A 13,874-nucleotide genomic window follows, 5' to 3' on the forward strand; every position below is an offset into this window, starting at 1 on the left:
GTTTCACAGACAAGGAGCAGGCAGCGCCTTGGGCGCAGGTTTTAATTAATACGTTCGATCAGCTCTTCGGCCAAGGCACGATAAGCTTGTGCACCGCGCGAGGACTTGTCGTAAGCAAAAATAGGGCGGCCAAAACTGGGAGCCTCAGCAAGTCGGATATTGCGTGGAATCACGGTTTCAAACACCTTGTCACCGAAGTGTTGATTCAACTGGGCCACCACTTGCTGCGCCAAAGTCGAACGGGGATCGTACAACGTCCGCAACAGCCCATCGATCTCAATTTTTGGGTTAAGCGACTGCCGCACACGACGCATGGTATTGATCAGATCAGTCAAACCTTCCAGTGCGTAATACTCGCACTGCATAGGAATAATGACGCCTTCGGAGGCTGCCAAACCGTTCACCGTCAACATGTTAAGTGCTGGCGGGCAATCGATGAGGATGTAATCGTATTCCGGCCGTACTTTCAACAGTGCTTCACGCAACCGCAGTTCTCGCCTGTCAACCTCGATCAGTTCGACCTCGGCGCCACCCAATTCACGGTTTGCTGGCAAAATATCAAAGCCATGTTCAGTATTGATGCGGACATCGGCCAACTCGGCATGACCCAGCAACAGATGATAGACGCTACGGCCCAGCTTCTGCTTGTCCACACCCGACCCCATCGTGGCGTTGCCCTGCGGGTCCAGGTCGATCAGCAACACTCGCTTCTCTTTTTGGACAAGACCTGCGGCAAGATTAACCGCCGTCGTCGTCTTGCCCACACCACCCTTTTGATTGGTGATCGCGATAACACGGCTCATGCGTGCAACTCCATCCAGACAATACAGCGTTCGGCACCAAGAGCGGGTACATTCAACGGCGTGATACGGCTGGTTATATCCGCAGGCAAGGCAGCGACTTCCTCAAATGGCTGCACACCTTTTAATGCAGCCCAATGCCCGCCTTCGGCCAGTAAGTGCCGCGTCAAGCGTGCGAAATCCGCTAAATCAGCAAATGCGCGCGAAGTTATCAAATCGAAGCCTTCACCAGCAGAAACATTCTCCACCCGATCGCAAACAACCTGAACGTTTTCAAGGCCCAGCTCAATCACAGCCTGGCGCAGGAAAGTGGTTTTCTTGTGATTGCTGTCCAGCAACGTAATTTGCCATTGCGGCTGCACAATGGCGAATGGGATACCAGGCTGACCACCGCCACTGCCCACATCGACCAAGCGTCGCGGGCTCACTGCTGCAATCGGCGATAACGCCGCCAAGCTATCGAGCAGGTGATGCGACACCATGCGATCCGGCTCAGTAATCGCCGTCAGGCTATATGTCTTGTTCCACTTCAGCAGTAACGCCAGATAGGTAAGCAGACGGGAGACGGTAGCGTCATCGAATGTAAGGCTCAGCGCTGCCAAGCCTTCCCTTAATTGCTGTTCTTGTTTTGGCCCGATCATGCGGTCTTTTGTGTCGTATCGTTATCCGGGGCGGCTTTAAAGCCACGTTTCAAATGGACAAGCAAGAGGCCGATTGCAGCCGGCGTCATGCCCTGCAATCTGGATGCCTGTCCCAGCGTTTCCGGCCGGGCTTGCGTCAAGCGTTGCTGCACTTCTTTGGAAAGTCCAGGCACCTTGCCGTAGTCGATCTCCAAGGGCAAGCGTACATCCTCAATCTCGCTGCGACGAGCAACTTCATCCTTCTGCCTTTCCACGTAACCCGCGTACTTGACCTGAATTTCGACCTGCTCGGCCACAAGAGGGTCTGCCACCGGCTCTCCCGCAACAGGCAGACTTAAAAGACTGGTGTAGTCGACATTGGGCCGGCGAAGCAACTGCTCCAACGTGTATTCACGTTCAATCTGCTGACCGAATACACGTTGGGCATCTTCCGCAGTCACCAGCCGCGGGTTGACCCAGGTAGATTTCAGCCGCTCCAACTCGGCAGCCACCGCATCTCGCTTGCGGCTGAACAATGCCCATTGCTCATCACTAACCAAGCCTAGCTGACGGCCGGCCTCAGTCAATCGCAGGTCCGCATTGTCCTCGCGCAATTGCAGGCGGAACTCCGCCCGGCTGGTAAACATGCGGTAAGGCTCAGAGACACCACGGGTAATCAAATCATCAACCAATACCCCAAGGTAGGCTTGATCACGCGTTGGGGTCCAACCATCCTTACCCTGCACCTGAAGCGCAGCATTCAGTCCTGCGAACAGGCCTTGTGCCGCCGCTTCTTCATAACCTGTCGTGCCATTGATCTGACCTGCGAAAAACAAGCCATTGATCGCCTTGCTCTCAAAAGTCGCCTTCAATGCACGCGGATCGAAATAGTCGTATTCGATCGCATAACCAGGGCGAAGGATATGGGCGTTTTCTAGACCACGAATCGAACGTACTGCGGCCAGCTGAATATCAAACGGTAGGCTGGTGGAAATACCGTTCGGATAGAACTCATGCGTTTGCAGACCTTCCGGCTCCAGGAATATCTGGTGCGAGTCCTTATCCGCAAAACGATTGATCTTGTCTTCTATCGACGGGCAGTAACGCGGACCGACACCTTCAATCACGCCGGTGAACATTGGCGAGCGGTCAAACCCCGAACGGATGATGTCGTGCGTACGTTGGTTTGTATGCGTGATCCAGCAGGGCAACTGCTTCGGATGCAGGGCTCGGCTACCACGCACTGAGAACACCGGGGTAGGATCATCACCAGGCTGCTCTTCAATTACAGAAAAATCGATACTTCGACCATCGATACGTGGCGGAGTACCTGTTTTCAAACGCCCTACCGGCAGTTGCAGCTCCCTCAGACGCGAGGACAAAGTTACCGAAGCCGGGTCGCCTGCACGGCCACCTGTATGATTTTCTAAACCAACATGAATCTTGCCCGCCAGGAAAGTACCCGCAGTCAGAACAATCGTCGGCGCTTCAAACCGAATGCCTATCTGGGTGACAACGCCAACCACACGCTCACCTTCCACAACGATGTCGTCCACCGCTTGTTGAAATAACGTCAGATTAGGCTGGTTCTCCAACATGGAGCGGATAGCCGCCTTGTAAAGGACACGGTCAGCCTGGGCACGGGTCGCCCTCACAGCAGGTCCTTTGGAGCTGTTCAAGGTACGAAACTGGATACCGCCCATGTCCGTCGCAAGCGCCATGGCACCACCAAGCGCATCCACTTCTTTGACTAAATGCCCTTTGCCAATCCCACCTATCGAGGGGTTACAACTCATCTGGCCCAAAGTCTCGATATTATGGCTAAGCAGCAGCGTGCGAACCCCCATTCGGGCAGCAGCGAGCGCGGCTTCGGTACCTGCATGGCCTCCGCCGATTACGATTACATCGAAACGTTCTGGGTACAACATGATCCAACCTGTCGTTAAGTGCCTGAATATCAAAGGCAAAGGGGATGTATTGTACGACAAAACCACCCGAAACGGCCAGCCGGGATGCCGGAGGCTGGTTGGAAGGAGCCGCTCAAGCTATAACAGGAGCGTTTTCAAGTTATTAACCCTAACGAATGAAAGTATGGATAACTACATCATCTGGTTTGTATTGGGCTTGGCGCTGGCAGGCGCCGAAATGTTGGTTGGCGGCTTTTATCTGCTGGTGTGCGGTATAGCCGCAGGCTTGGGCGGCTTGGTGGCATGGGCAGGATTGGGCTTTCCTATTCAACTACTTGCAGCAGCACTATGCGCCATCGCCGGCACTTTCTGGCTACGTCGCAATCCCATTAGTCGACCTGGAGGCCCACAATCGCTCGACCTGGGCCAACGGGTTGAAGTCGAACATTGGAAGTCAGCCACGCAACTACGTGTACGTTACCGCGGTGCAGGATGGGATGCCGAACTGACTTCAGCATTATCAGATAATGGCGCGCCACCCACCGAGTTGTACATCATTGGCCAACGGGGAAACACGTTGCTTGTGGCACCTACGCCACCCGCCTCATAAATTTGCACTTTCTTAATAAGTCCGTAGTTTTTGGAGAAGTAGATGCCGACAATAGCACTGGTCCTGTTTGTAGTTGCCGTGATTTTTGCAGTGAAATCGCTCAAAGTCGTACCACAACAGCATGCATGGGTAGTAGAACGACTAGGGCGCTTTCACGGCACATTGCAACCAGGCCTGAATGTAGTGGTGCCTTTCGTTGATCGAATCGCCTACAAGCATGATTTACGTGAAGTACCACTCGATGTTCCAAGCCAGATCTGTATCACCAAGGACAATACCCAGCTTCAGGTGGACGGTATCCTTTACTTTCAGGTGACCGATCCTCGGCAAGCATCGTATGGCTCAAGCAACTTCGAGCTCGCTATCACACAGCTGGCACAGACCACCTTGCGTTCGGTAATCGGCCGTATGGAACTTGATAAGACTTTCGAAGAACGCGATGACATCAACCACACTGTAGTGACTGCGCTGGACGAGGCTGCTTCGAACTGGGGCGTGAAGGTACTACGCTACGAAATCAAGGATCTGACGCCGCCAAAGGAAATTCTGCATGCCATGCAGGCGCAAATTACGGCGGAGCGGGAAAAACGCGCATTGATTGCCGCCTCGGAAGGCAGAAAGCAAGAACAGATCAATATCGCTACCGGTCAACGCGAAGCGGCAATCCAGAACTCAGAGGGCGAACGCCAAGCCGCCATCAACCAGTCTGAGGGCGACAAAGCCGCAGCCGTCAACCGTGCCGCAGGTGAAGCGGAGTCGATTCGGCTGGTTGCTCAGGCCACCGCAGAAGCCATTCATATGGTCGCGCAAACAATTCGCCAGCCAGGTGGCTACGAAGCGGTTAACCTTAAGGTTGCAGAACGCTATATTGATGCTTTTAGCAATATCGCCAAGGAAGGCAACACCATGATCCTGCCAGCCAACGCGGCGGATGTCGGCACCTTGGTAGCAACGGCAATGAATGTGGTGAAACAACAGCAACAGAGCAGCTAACTTCAACAGCCGGTTTCAGCCGGCCCGGTCTTACTTACGGCAGGGAGTGTGCATATGTCTCAATCCAAATTCCGCCTCATCACTCGCAGTGACTTTGATGGCTTGGTATGTGCCGTATTGCTGAACGAACTCGATATGATCGACGATATCCTGTTCGTCCACCCCAAAGACATGCAGGATGGCAAGGTTACGGTAACCCCCCGCGACATCAGCACCAACTTGCCCTTTGTGCCGGGCCTGCACATGGCTTTTGACCATCACTTCTCTGAAACGCTGCGCAACAAGAAGTACGATAACCACATCATCATCCCAACCGCTCCCTCTGCTGCACGTGTGGTATACGAGTACTATGGCGGTAAAAAGGCCTTCCCAAGAATCAGCGACGACATGATGGAGGCGGTGGACAAGGCCGATTCGGCTGATTTTACCGCCGATGAAATCCTCAGCCCGGAAGGCTGGGTGCTGCTGAACTATCTGATGGATGCGCGTACCGGGTTAGGCCGGTTCCGCGAATTCCGCGTCAGCAACTACCAGCTGATGATGGATCTGATTCAATACTGCCGTACCCATGGCATTGAGGATATCCTCAGCCTGCCCGATGTTCGTGAACGGGTGGAGTTGTACTTCGAACATGAACCGCGTGCCAAAGACCAGATCATGCGGTGCACGACTACCAGCAAAAATCTGGCGATCCTCGATCTACGCAATGAAGAAACCATCTTCGCTGCCAACCGTTTCATGGTCTATGCGTTGTATCCAGAGACAAATATCTCCATCCATGTAATGTGGGGACGGGAAAAGCAGAACACTGTATTTGCAATCGGCAAGTCGATTCTCGACCGCTCCAGCAAAACCAATGTCGGGGAACTCTGCCTACAGTATGGCGGTGGCGGTCACCACGCAGCGGGAACCTGCCAAGTGGACAATGACCGTGCAGATGCTGTGCTCAGGGAACTGACTTCCAAAATCAATGCTGAAGGATGAAATTAGTGCAAGTTGTAACAAGTTGGACGCTGGGCGCGTTGCTTTGTTCGACGGCCTGCTGGGGCAGCAGTAACAAGGTTCTACTTTGTGCGGAGGATGACTTCTACCCTTATTCCGCTGGCCAGCTCGGCAAGCCAGTCGGATTGACTGTAGAACTGATGCGCGCTGCATTTATCGAAGCCGGCCTTGATGTTGAACTTAAACCTGAGCCGTACAACCGCTGCCTGGAATCTGTTAAACGGGGAAAATACGTCGCTACGTTTGACACCGCCAAGACCCCGGACCGAAAAGCAGACTATCGCTGGTCAACACGTCCATTAACCCATATCCGCATGCTGACATGGGGTCCCATAGGGTTACCCCACAAGAAAGTCGACTATGCAAACCTGAAAGGCCAACGGGTCGGCATAGCTATTGGGTATGAGTACCCTGCCGAGTTGCTCAATGATGCGAGCATCATCAAAGTCCATAGCCAAAGCGAAGCGACCAATTTACGTAACGTTGCAGCCGGCCGGCTTGCTTTCACGCTTGTCGATGCTCGCGTGGCTCAGACTCTGATCAACAAACACGATTTGGCAAGCAAGGTCGCCAACTACGGGGAAATCAGCACGCTGCCTATCTATGCCGTATTTTCGTTGACGCATCCACAAGGCGAGGAAATGCTGGCTGAATTTGAACGCGGGTGGAGCAAATTGCGCGCAAAAGGTGGTGTGAAACGCATTGAAGATAACTGGTCTACTTTGGACGAAGCAGCAGTTCCCCAGTTAAGAACCGAGCACCTGACTGCCAGGGATTAGCAGACCTTTTCGCAAGACATGCGGAGCAGCACAGAAACCGGAGTGTGTTTTTGCATAAGCCCTGATCACAGCTACGCAGTAAGATCAAAACAGGCTCTAATGCGTATGACCTTGGTGGCTACCGTGGTCATGATGGTGGCCATGCTTATGATCATGCGGCTTACCTTCAGCATGGTCATCGTGCCCTGGCTTTTCACCTTCCAGCGTTGCCAGCGGGATCACTCTTCCCCGTGGTGGCATGCCCAGCCAAGAAGGCTGTAACGTGACATGGTCGATGCCATAATCCTTAGCCAACAACCCCTGCACAACCGCCAATAGACGCGGCCAACTATCCGGGGTTTCAATCACCAAATGCGCCGATAGCGCCACCCGAGTCGGTCCCAGGTGCCAGACGTGCAGGTCGTGAACTGACTGCACGCCTTTCTGCTCGGCAAGCGTCTGCCCGATTGCTTGCATATCCAAATGGGCGGGCACGCCTTCCATCAGCATATGGCTCGATTGGAGTACCAATGCCCAGGTGGAGCGCAATATCAGCAGCACAACGAGCAACGACAAAATGGGGTCGATCGGCTTATAGCCTGTGGCCCAGATCACCAAGCCCGCCAGGATTGCCGCAACAGAACCAAGCAGATCTCCCAGCACATGCATCAATGCTGCACGTGAGTTCATATTGTGGCTATCACCCGATAGCAGCCAGGCCGCAATCAGATTCACGACCAAACCGATACTGGCGATGCCCATCACCCCTACCCCATCAACATCCTTGGGGTTAAAAAGACGGCCCAGGGCTTCGAAAGCGATCCACCCTACCATCGCCAACATGAACAGGCTGTTGATCAGCGCACCCAGAACCTCAGCACGCGCATAACCATACGAATTGCTGGTGGAAGCAGGACGGAGGGCAATATATTGCGCGAACAATGCCAGCCCCAGTGCCGCGGCATCGGTCAACATATGCCCGGCATCGGACAACAAGGCCAGTGACCCGGTATATAGGCCTCCGACTGCTTCGACAACGGCGTAACCCGCAGTCAGAAGAAGCGCTATCAACATCCGCTTACGGCTGGCGGCGTGGTGATGATGCGCGTGATCATGATGTTCATGAGACATAGAACGCAGATTCAACCAGAAGCGGGCTCAGGTCAACCCAGAAAATTCGAATTTGAAATGATTTTCTTCGGTGAACTTACCGTTTTCGAAGCGTCGTTCAATAAATTCAGCCCCTTCCCGGCTCAATACCAATAAGCTGGAACCACGCGTGCCGTAGGTCGGCGTCTGAATAAAAATTGCTGACAAAGCACGCTCCAACACCAATGGCACCCCAGTGCCGGGGAGCTGCGAGTCTGGCGCAAGGTCTGCATTCTCCAATACGGCAAATAGCGCTGAAGTATCCTGCCCTGCTTCAGCCAGGCTGGCTTTGAGCTTATTCAATTTAGGCCAGGGTGTATCAAAACCTGCATTGGATACAGCATGAATACCCCTGCCAAAACGTAGCAGGCGATCGGTATAACTTTCATAAGCCAACAATTGCCTGCCATCGTAGACCAGCAGATTAAAGCCATTGTAGCGGCCAGCTTGCTCCCTCAACACCGCCAGATATTGCGCTGCACTGCCCCGCTCACGCAGGAAGTCCACGACCAACTGTCCTCGGGATGGTGCATCCACCTTGTTAGCACTTGGGTTCCGATAATTGGTCAATGCTGCAAACCGCCCGTCTGCACTCACACCCATCCAAGTCCCACCAGCTTGCAGATCGCACCCTGCCAAGATGTCACCCTCAGGCCACCACGCCAAAGCAGCTGTGGGCCGGGCATAGAATTCGTCACGATTAGCGGCCACCCTCAAGGGGATATTGGTACCAGGCTGCCATTCGAATCCTATCAAGCACATATCAGGCGACCAGGCTGTAGAGCATTCGGCTGGCGATCAGTATCAACAAGCCGGCAAAGCATTGTTTGAGGCGTGCTACAGGCAAACGATGCGCCATAGCTGCCCCCAGTGGAGCCACCAACGCACTGGCCAACACGATACCCACCAAAGCTGGCAGATAGACGAACCCAACGCTGTAGGCTGGTAGATTGTTCAGACCAACGCCATTGAAAGCATAACCGGCAAGCCCGCCTACAGCGATAGGCAACCCCAGGGCAGCGGAGGTGCCTACAGCGGCTTGCATAGGAACATTGCATAACGTAAGGAATGGCACCGACATCGACCCACCGCCAATACCGACAAAAGCGGATATCGTACCGATCAGCCCACCTGCACAAGCCAGACCACCGCTCCCGGGCAGTTGCCGGCTGGGCTTGGGTTTGAAGCCAGACAGCATTTGCGCTGCAACCAGATACGCGAAGAAGACAAAAAACCATTTCAGCCCCAAGGATGGCAACCTCGCTGCCAACCATGCACCCCCGAACGTCCCCAGCACCAAACCAGCTGCCATACCCTTTACTGTGGTCCACTGAACTGCGCCGCGCTCGTTATGGGCCCGCAAGCTGGATATCGAGGTAAAGATAATGCTCGCCAACGAAGTGCCAAGGGCAATATGCAAGAGATGTTCTGGAGGAAAGCCGATTACCTCAAACGTCGTTACCAACGCCGGCACAATGATGAGTCCACCACCTACCCCCAGCAAACCTGCCAAAAAACCGGCAACACAGCCCGTTGCCAGGAAGGCGCCCATCGCCATCCAACTCACGGCATCTTCTCCCCCAGCAACTTCATGACCGCACGCCAATGGGCTGGCTCCACCGGTGTAATCGACAAACGATTACCTCGCACCAGCAATAGCATGCCTTCCAATTCGGGCGCTGCACGCATGGCGCTTAAAGGCAAATAGCGGGTCTGCTTGATGAACCGGACATCAACCTGCTGCCAACGCGGTGTTTCCAGACTGGACTTTGGGTCGTAGTAGTGGTTCTTTGAATCAAACTGGGTGGGGTCTGGATAAGCGGGTGAGCAGATTTCCACAATGCCCGCCACCCCAGGCTCCTTAACGCCCGAATGGTAAAACAACGCCAAGTCACCCAGCTGCATCTGGTCACGCATGAAGTTACGCGCCTGGTAATTACGAACACCGTACCAACCCACCGTCTGGGTAGGCAATGCAGCCAAATCGGCAATACCAAGCTCTTCCGGCTCCGCCTTCATCAACCAATAGCGCATAACCTACTCCCGCTTAAAACAACCATCGTAGCGAATGTCCCCAAATGCGCCAATGCACCGTACAGCGAATCAACTGGATTGTCTCGGGCGTACACATCGGTGGGTCATCGTCTCGGTAATAACCCAATCCAGACACACATCATGAGGCTCCCGATGAATATGAGCGACACGCTGGCAATCAAAGGCTACCCCTACCATACGTGGTTTTCGTAATGCGGCTGGCTGGGATCGGAAAGCAAAAGTCGCATCGTAATAGCCCCCACCTTGACCAAGCCGGCCCCCATGCATATCAAACCCAACCAGCGGCAGAAATACTGTCGCCAACTGCCTGGGCATACAACGATGCCTGGATATAAATTCCTTGATGCCATAACGGTTGCATCGCCAAATACCAGTACGGTCTGCTGAGTCCACGAATTGCATCTTCCGCCCCCTGCTTGGCACCACGGGTAACCATACCGAGCACCCTCGCATCCGGGCCAACTGAATCAGGATATCCAAAGACAATTCCGACCCTGTTGCCACATAGGCAGCAATGGCTTGACCGGGCTGTAAAAAGCGCAAGGCGCGTCGCGCAACCTTGAATGCAACTAACCTGCGCTGCCTTGCAGGCACCGCCATACGCCTCCGACGTAGTTCACGGCGGAGGCTGGTTTTATCGGTCATGAGATTTTTTGGCGGCTAGCGGGGAGGGGATCCCCGCGGGCGCCGTTCCGGCTCACATCTTGAACCTAATGGTTCAAGTGGTCGCAAGCGGCACACCATCAGGCACATCGGATAAACGATGCGCACAACAGGCGCGGCCAGCCATACAACCTGGGGCAATATATTGGTTCAAAGAATATCGAACCGGAACGAACGCCGCAGGGAAACTTTGAAAGAGCGGGCAGTAAAGCTGCCGGAAATATCAAAACAGTTGCTGCTGTTCCTTCAGCGACTCATCGACAGTCTGCTGCATGCGGCCGATTCTACGCTTAAAGTCGGCTATGTCCAAACCACCCGCTACACGGGTGTTCATAAATTCGTGGGCTATGTTCAGCGCAGCCATGATAGCGATCTTGTCGATACCCATCACATTGCCGCTATCGCGCAGTTGCCGCATCTTCATATCAAGATAATTCACCGCCTCCATCAAGGCAGGTTCTTCCGCTGGCGGGCATGCCACACGGAACTCGCGTCCCATGATCGTGACATCCAGTTGCTTGAGTTCACTCATTCAGCCTCCTCCGGCAGTTGTTCCAGCAGGGCCTCCACCTTGGACTTGGCGATCTCCACCTTATCCGCCAGGCGTTTGTTGTCGCCCTTCAACACCAACACTTCCTGGCGCAAGGCGACATTCTCCGTTCGCAGCTGCTGGCATATTGCGGCCAGGCTGTTAATGCGGTCTTCCAGATTCTGCAGTTCAGCTTCCATAACGGGAATCGAGGACGGTAAAGGATGAGCCGATTCTAGTCGATTTTTTCCAATGAGGTCCGTCGCTACTAGCTATCGGCACCGTCGCAACCGACGACCGGACCCACATCCGACGACCAGGCCGGCGAGATAAATATCACTCAGTATTGCCAGAATCGGTGCCGTTATTGGCATCCGAATCAGCCTCTTCGCCCAGATCCATGTCCAGGCTGTTACTTGGACGTTCCAACGAAATACGCCCCAGGGTAGCGGCACGAAAATCCGTCAGAATCCGCTCCGCGGTCTTTTGGTCATCCACACGATTGCCTGGCAGGATATACCCCATGGCTCGACCGACCTGTTCAAACAAAACATCGCCCGGCTCGCTCAAATCCTTGAGCTTGTAGCGACTGGCAATGCTGGCCGGTGCATGTAGCGCAAGCCAACCCATGGCATACCAGGCAACATCGACAGCATCGAAAGCATTACGGCCTATCGTGCCGGAAAGCGCCAACTTATAACCATCGTTGTTGGACGCAATCTTGGGCCACATCATGCCTGGGGTATCGACAAGAATCGTACCGTCCGGCAGTTCGATGCGCTGCTGCGATTGCGTTACACCCGGGGTATCGGCCACCTTGGCCAGCTTTCGTTTTGCCAAAGTGTTGATCAGCGTGGACTTCCCTACATTGGGCACACCAAGAATCATCGCGCGTACTGGCTTTTCGCCACCGGTACGATGCGGCACCAATTCACGGCACAGTTTCAGCAATTTACCCATATCACGCGCTTTACCCACTTCATCCAGGGTAATCACTGCCGTATTAGCCTCCTGCTTGAAATGCTGCACCCAGGCTGCTGTCACAGCCGGATCGGCCAGATCAGCTTTATTGAGCACCTTCAGGCTGGGACGTTGACGATGAACGCGCAATTCATGAATTAACGGGTTCGTCGTGATGCGTGGCAAACGAGCGTCGAGGACCTCGATGACCATATCCACTTTGGCCATGGTATCGGCGATTTGTTTCTTCGCCTTGTTCATATGGCCTGGGAACCATTGGATTGCCATCGTCTGTACTCACTTAAAAGGTGCGCCCACTTCATTGCAGGCAGGAAAGGGCGCGGATTATACCTTCAGAGCGAAAGCATCGGAAAATCAATACAATAGCCGCTTGTACAACTTTTCCCCTGGTTAGAATCTGTTCACAATCTGTCGTGAACAGTCATGGGCAGGATAAAGCGTAGCGCTGAAACCAAAATGCACCTGGGCATATAAGCCCTGATCACAGCTATCCAGTAAGATCGTGAACAGTGTCACTGCCTAACCACTACCCACCAGGGTAACTTGCCATGAAACCACTACTGAAAGTCTTTGTTGCCGCTGGCATCGCCGCAGCCCTGGGTACGATTCTGTATGTTGGAAACACAGCCCAGACCCAGGCACCACTTGTGCAATACACCTCGATCAAGGGCCAGACAACCACACAAGCCGCACTGAAAGGCAAGGTGGTATTGGTCAATTTTTGGGCGACCAGTTGTGGTGGCTGCATGGGTGAAATGCCCAGGCTGGTTGAAACGCACAACAAATACGCCTCTCAAGGTTTCGAGACCGTGGCTGTCGCCATGAGTTACGACCCGCCCAACTATGTTGCAGCCTATACCGAAAAAGCCAAGTTACCGTTTTTTGTGGCGCTGGATGTAGATGGCAGCCTGGCTAAGCAGTTTGGCGATGTGAAACTGACACCGACAAGTGTGTTGATCGATAAAAAAGGCAACATTGTCCAACGTTACCTGGGCGAACCGGATTTCAGCCAGCTGCACGCGCTCATAGAAGAAAAGCTGAAAGAAACATAAGCGCTGGCGTCGACCCTAGTTGCGAATCTGCCGACGGACGGCTTTGTTTTTTAGCAGTCATGCAAAGAAGCGCCTAAGCTGTAGTTGGCTCCGAGGAGGAAGCGTCGATGATTTCATGGAAAAACCACTTTCTTTATCAAGTTGACTACCAGCATTGGGTCAACGACAAGCTGCTTGAGAGCTGCGACAAATTGTCGGATGAGGTCCGGAAGCGGGAAGAAGGACTACCCTTTCGCAGCATCCACGGTACCGTCAACCACCTGCTGGTGATAAACCTGAAGTGGCTGGGCCGGCTGCAAGGCGAGCCCAAGGACTATCGGCATGACCAACAGATCTTCGAGGAATGGCGCGAGCTCAAGTTGGCATTGAAGCAAACAGTCCGCCAGACCCAGCATTGGCTGGAGGCTCAGTCAGATGCCTACTTCGATGGCGAGCTCCATTACCGTACCTCTGGTGGCGTGGAACAGCGTGACTGGATTCACGATGTGCTGACCAACTTCGTCACTGACTGCGCGCACTGCCGCGGTCAGATTGCAGGCTTGGCTGTCCGCCTTGGTGCACCAAGTCCTGAAATGGACTTCATCTACTATCGGCGGGATATGCAAGAAAGCCTTGCCCACGCGAAGTTGGCGACCACCAGCCGGCCCGGCTGAAGCCCTTCGCTTTCAAGCAATGAAAAACGCCACCTTAACTAAGTGGCGTTTTCTATTTTCAATTGCGAGTAGCTGTCAGCAGGTGCAGCGCAGAAACCCTGA

17 protein-coding genes and 1 other RNA gene are annotated in these 13,874 nt (G+C 53.9%); 6 read left to right on the forward strand and 12 right to left on the reverse strand.

The window, feature by feature from the left end:
* Positions 1 to 41: 41 nt before the first annotated feature.
* Genes ACUHMQ_RS05840 through mnmG form a run of 3 tightly spaced genes read right to left on the reverse strand, consistent with a single transcriptional unit; the run spans position 42 to position 3,348 of the window.
* Entirely contained in the window at positions 42 to 803 is a 762-nt protein-coding gene (locus ACUHMQ_RS05840) for a ParA family protein (RefSeq protein WP_445294513.1), read from the reverse strand.
* Positions 800 to 1,441, reverse strand: coding sequence for a 16S rRNA (guanine(527)-N(7))-methyltransferase RsmG (rsmG, locus tag ACUHMQ_RS05845; RefSeq protein ID WP_445294514.1), 642 nt, complete (start codon positions 1,439 to 1,441; stop codon positions 800 to 802). Before rsmG ends, ACUHMQ_RS05840 begins: the two co-directional genes overlap by 4 nt.
* Positions 1,438 to 3,348, reverse strand: coding sequence for a tRNA uridine-5-carboxymethylaminomethyl(34) synthesis enzyme MnmG (gene mnmG, locus ACUHMQ_RS05850; RefSeq protein WP_445294515.1), 1,911 nt, complete (start codon positions 3,346 to 3,348; stop codon positions 1,438 to 1,440). Before mnmG ends, rsmG begins: the two co-directional genes overlap by 4 nt.
* A 163-nt stretch (positions 3,349 to 3,511) precedes the next feature.
* Between mnmG and ACUHMQ_RS05855 the strand changes: the two genes are divergently transcribed.
* From ACUHMQ_RS05855 to ACUHMQ_RS05870, 4 genes are read left to right on the forward strand one after another with little or no spacing between them, the layout of a single operon-like run.
* The gene (locus ACUHMQ_RS05855) at positions 3,512 to 3,937 is read left to right on the forward strand and encodes an NfeD family protein (protein ID WP_445294516.1); all 426 of its coding nucleotides are present in this window, start codon (positions 3,512 to 3,514) and stop codon (positions 3,935 to 3,937) included.
* Between the two features lie 42 nt (positions 3,938 to 3,979).
* On the forward strand, positions 3,980 to 4,930 hold the full coding sequence (locus ACUHMQ_RS05860; protein ID WP_445294517.1) for an SPFH domain-containing protein: 951 nt from the start codon (positions 3,980 to 3,982) through the stop codon (positions 4,928 to 4,930).
* A 54-nt stretch (positions 4,931 to 4,984) separates the two neighbouring features.
* Entirely contained in the window at positions 4,985 to 5,914 is a 930-nt protein-coding gene (locus ACUHMQ_RS05865) for an exopolyphosphatase (RefSeq protein WP_445294518.1), read from the forward strand.
* Between the two features lie 5 nt (positions 5,915 to 5,919).
* Positions 5,920 to 6,711, forward strand: a complete 792-nt coding sequence (locus tag ACUHMQ_RS05870; protein WP_445294519.1) for a substrate-binding periplasmic protein — start codon at positions 5,920 to 5,922, stop codon at positions 6,709 to 6,711.
* A gap of 96 nt (positions 6,712 to 6,807) precedes the next feature.
* Here ACUHMQ_RS05870 and ACUHMQ_RS05875 read toward each other — a convergent pair whose 3' ends face one another.
* The 9 genes from ACUHMQ_RS05875 to ylqF form a co-directional block, all read right to left on the reverse strand.
* Positions 6,808 to 7,821, reverse strand: coding sequence for a cation diffusion facilitator family transporter (locus ACUHMQ_RS05875; RefSeq protein ID WP_445294520.1), 1,014 nt, complete (start codon positions 7,819 to 7,821; stop codon positions 6,808 to 6,810).
* Between the two features lie 27 nt (positions 7,822 to 7,848).
* Positions 7,849 to 8,601 (reverse strand): NRDE family protein, encoded by a 753-nt coding sequence (locus tag ACUHMQ_RS05880; RefSeq protein ID WP_445294521.1) that lies wholly within the window; start codon positions 8,599 to 8,601, stop codon positions 7,849 to 7,851.
* A 1-nt stretch (position 8,602) separates the two neighbouring features.
* Entirely contained in the window at positions 8,603 to 9,397 is a 795-nt protein-coding gene (locus ACUHMQ_RS05885; RefSeq protein WP_445294556.1) for a sulfite exporter TauE/SafE family protein, read from the reverse strand.
* 5 nt (positions 9,398 to 9,402) lie between these two features.
* A complete protein-coding gene (locus tag ACUHMQ_RS05890) occupies positions 9,403 to 9,873 on the reverse strand; it encodes an EVE domain-containing protein (RefSeq protein ID WP_445294522.1) in 471 nt (156 codons plus the stop codon).
* Positions 9,874 to 9,942: 69 nt separating this feature from the next.
* On the reverse strand, positions 9,943 to 10,539 hold the full coding sequence (locus ACUHMQ_RS05895; RefSeq protein WP_445294523.1) for a 5-formyltetrahydrofolate cyclo-ligase: 597 nt from the start codon (positions 10,537 to 10,539) through the stop codon (positions 9,943 to 9,945).
* Between the two features lie 26 nt (positions 10,540 to 10,565).
* A non-coding RNA gene (ssrS, locus tag ACUHMQ_RS05900) (6S RNA) lies at positions 10,566 to 10,746 on the reverse strand.
* 34 nt (positions 10,747 to 10,780) lie between these two features.
* A complete protein-coding gene (locus ACUHMQ_RS05905; RefSeq protein ID WP_445294524.1) occupies positions 10,781 to 11,089 on the reverse strand; it encodes a cell division protein ZapA in 309 nt (102 codons plus the stop codon).
* Positions 11,086 to 11,286 carry a hypothetical protein gene (locus tag ACUHMQ_RS05910; RefSeq protein ID WP_445294525.1) on the reverse strand — a complete coding sequence of 67 codons (201 nt, stop codon included), beginning with the start codon at positions 11,284 to 11,286 and terminating at the stop codon, positions 11,086 to 11,088. The genes ACUHMQ_RS05905 and ACUHMQ_RS05910 overlap by 4 nt, the downstream gene beginning before the upstream one ends.
* Before the next feature lie 136 nt (positions 11,287 to 11,422).
* Positions 11,423 to 12,334 (reverse strand): ribosome biogenesis GTPase YlqF, encoded by a 912-nt coding sequence (ylqF, locus tag ACUHMQ_RS05915; protein WP_445294526.1) that lies wholly within the window; start codon positions 12,332 to 12,334, stop codon positions 11,423 to 11,425.
* Between the two features lie 281 nt (positions 12,335 to 12,615).
* Here ylqF and ACUHMQ_RS05920 point away from each other — a divergent pair, with 281 nt between their 5' ends.
* Together ACUHMQ_RS05920 and ACUHMQ_RS05925 are read left to right on the forward strand one after the other, a co-directional pair.
* Positions 12,616 to 13,119: a TlpA family protein disulfide reductase gene (locus ACUHMQ_RS05920; RefSeq protein ID WP_445294527.1), complete on the forward strand. Its 504-nt coding sequence runs from the start codon at positions 12,616 to 12,618 to the stop codon at positions 13,117 to 13,119.
* 107 nt (positions 13,120 to 13,226) lie between these two features.
* Positions 13,227 to 13,772 (forward strand): DinB family protein, encoded by a 546-nt coding sequence (locus ACUHMQ_RS05925; RefSeq protein ID WP_445294528.1) that lies wholly within the window; start codon positions 13,227 to 13,229, stop codon positions 13,770 to 13,772.
* Positions 13,773 to 13,874: the final 102 nt, after the last annotated feature.

Source organism: Chitinimonas violaceus, from assembly GCF_052601015.1.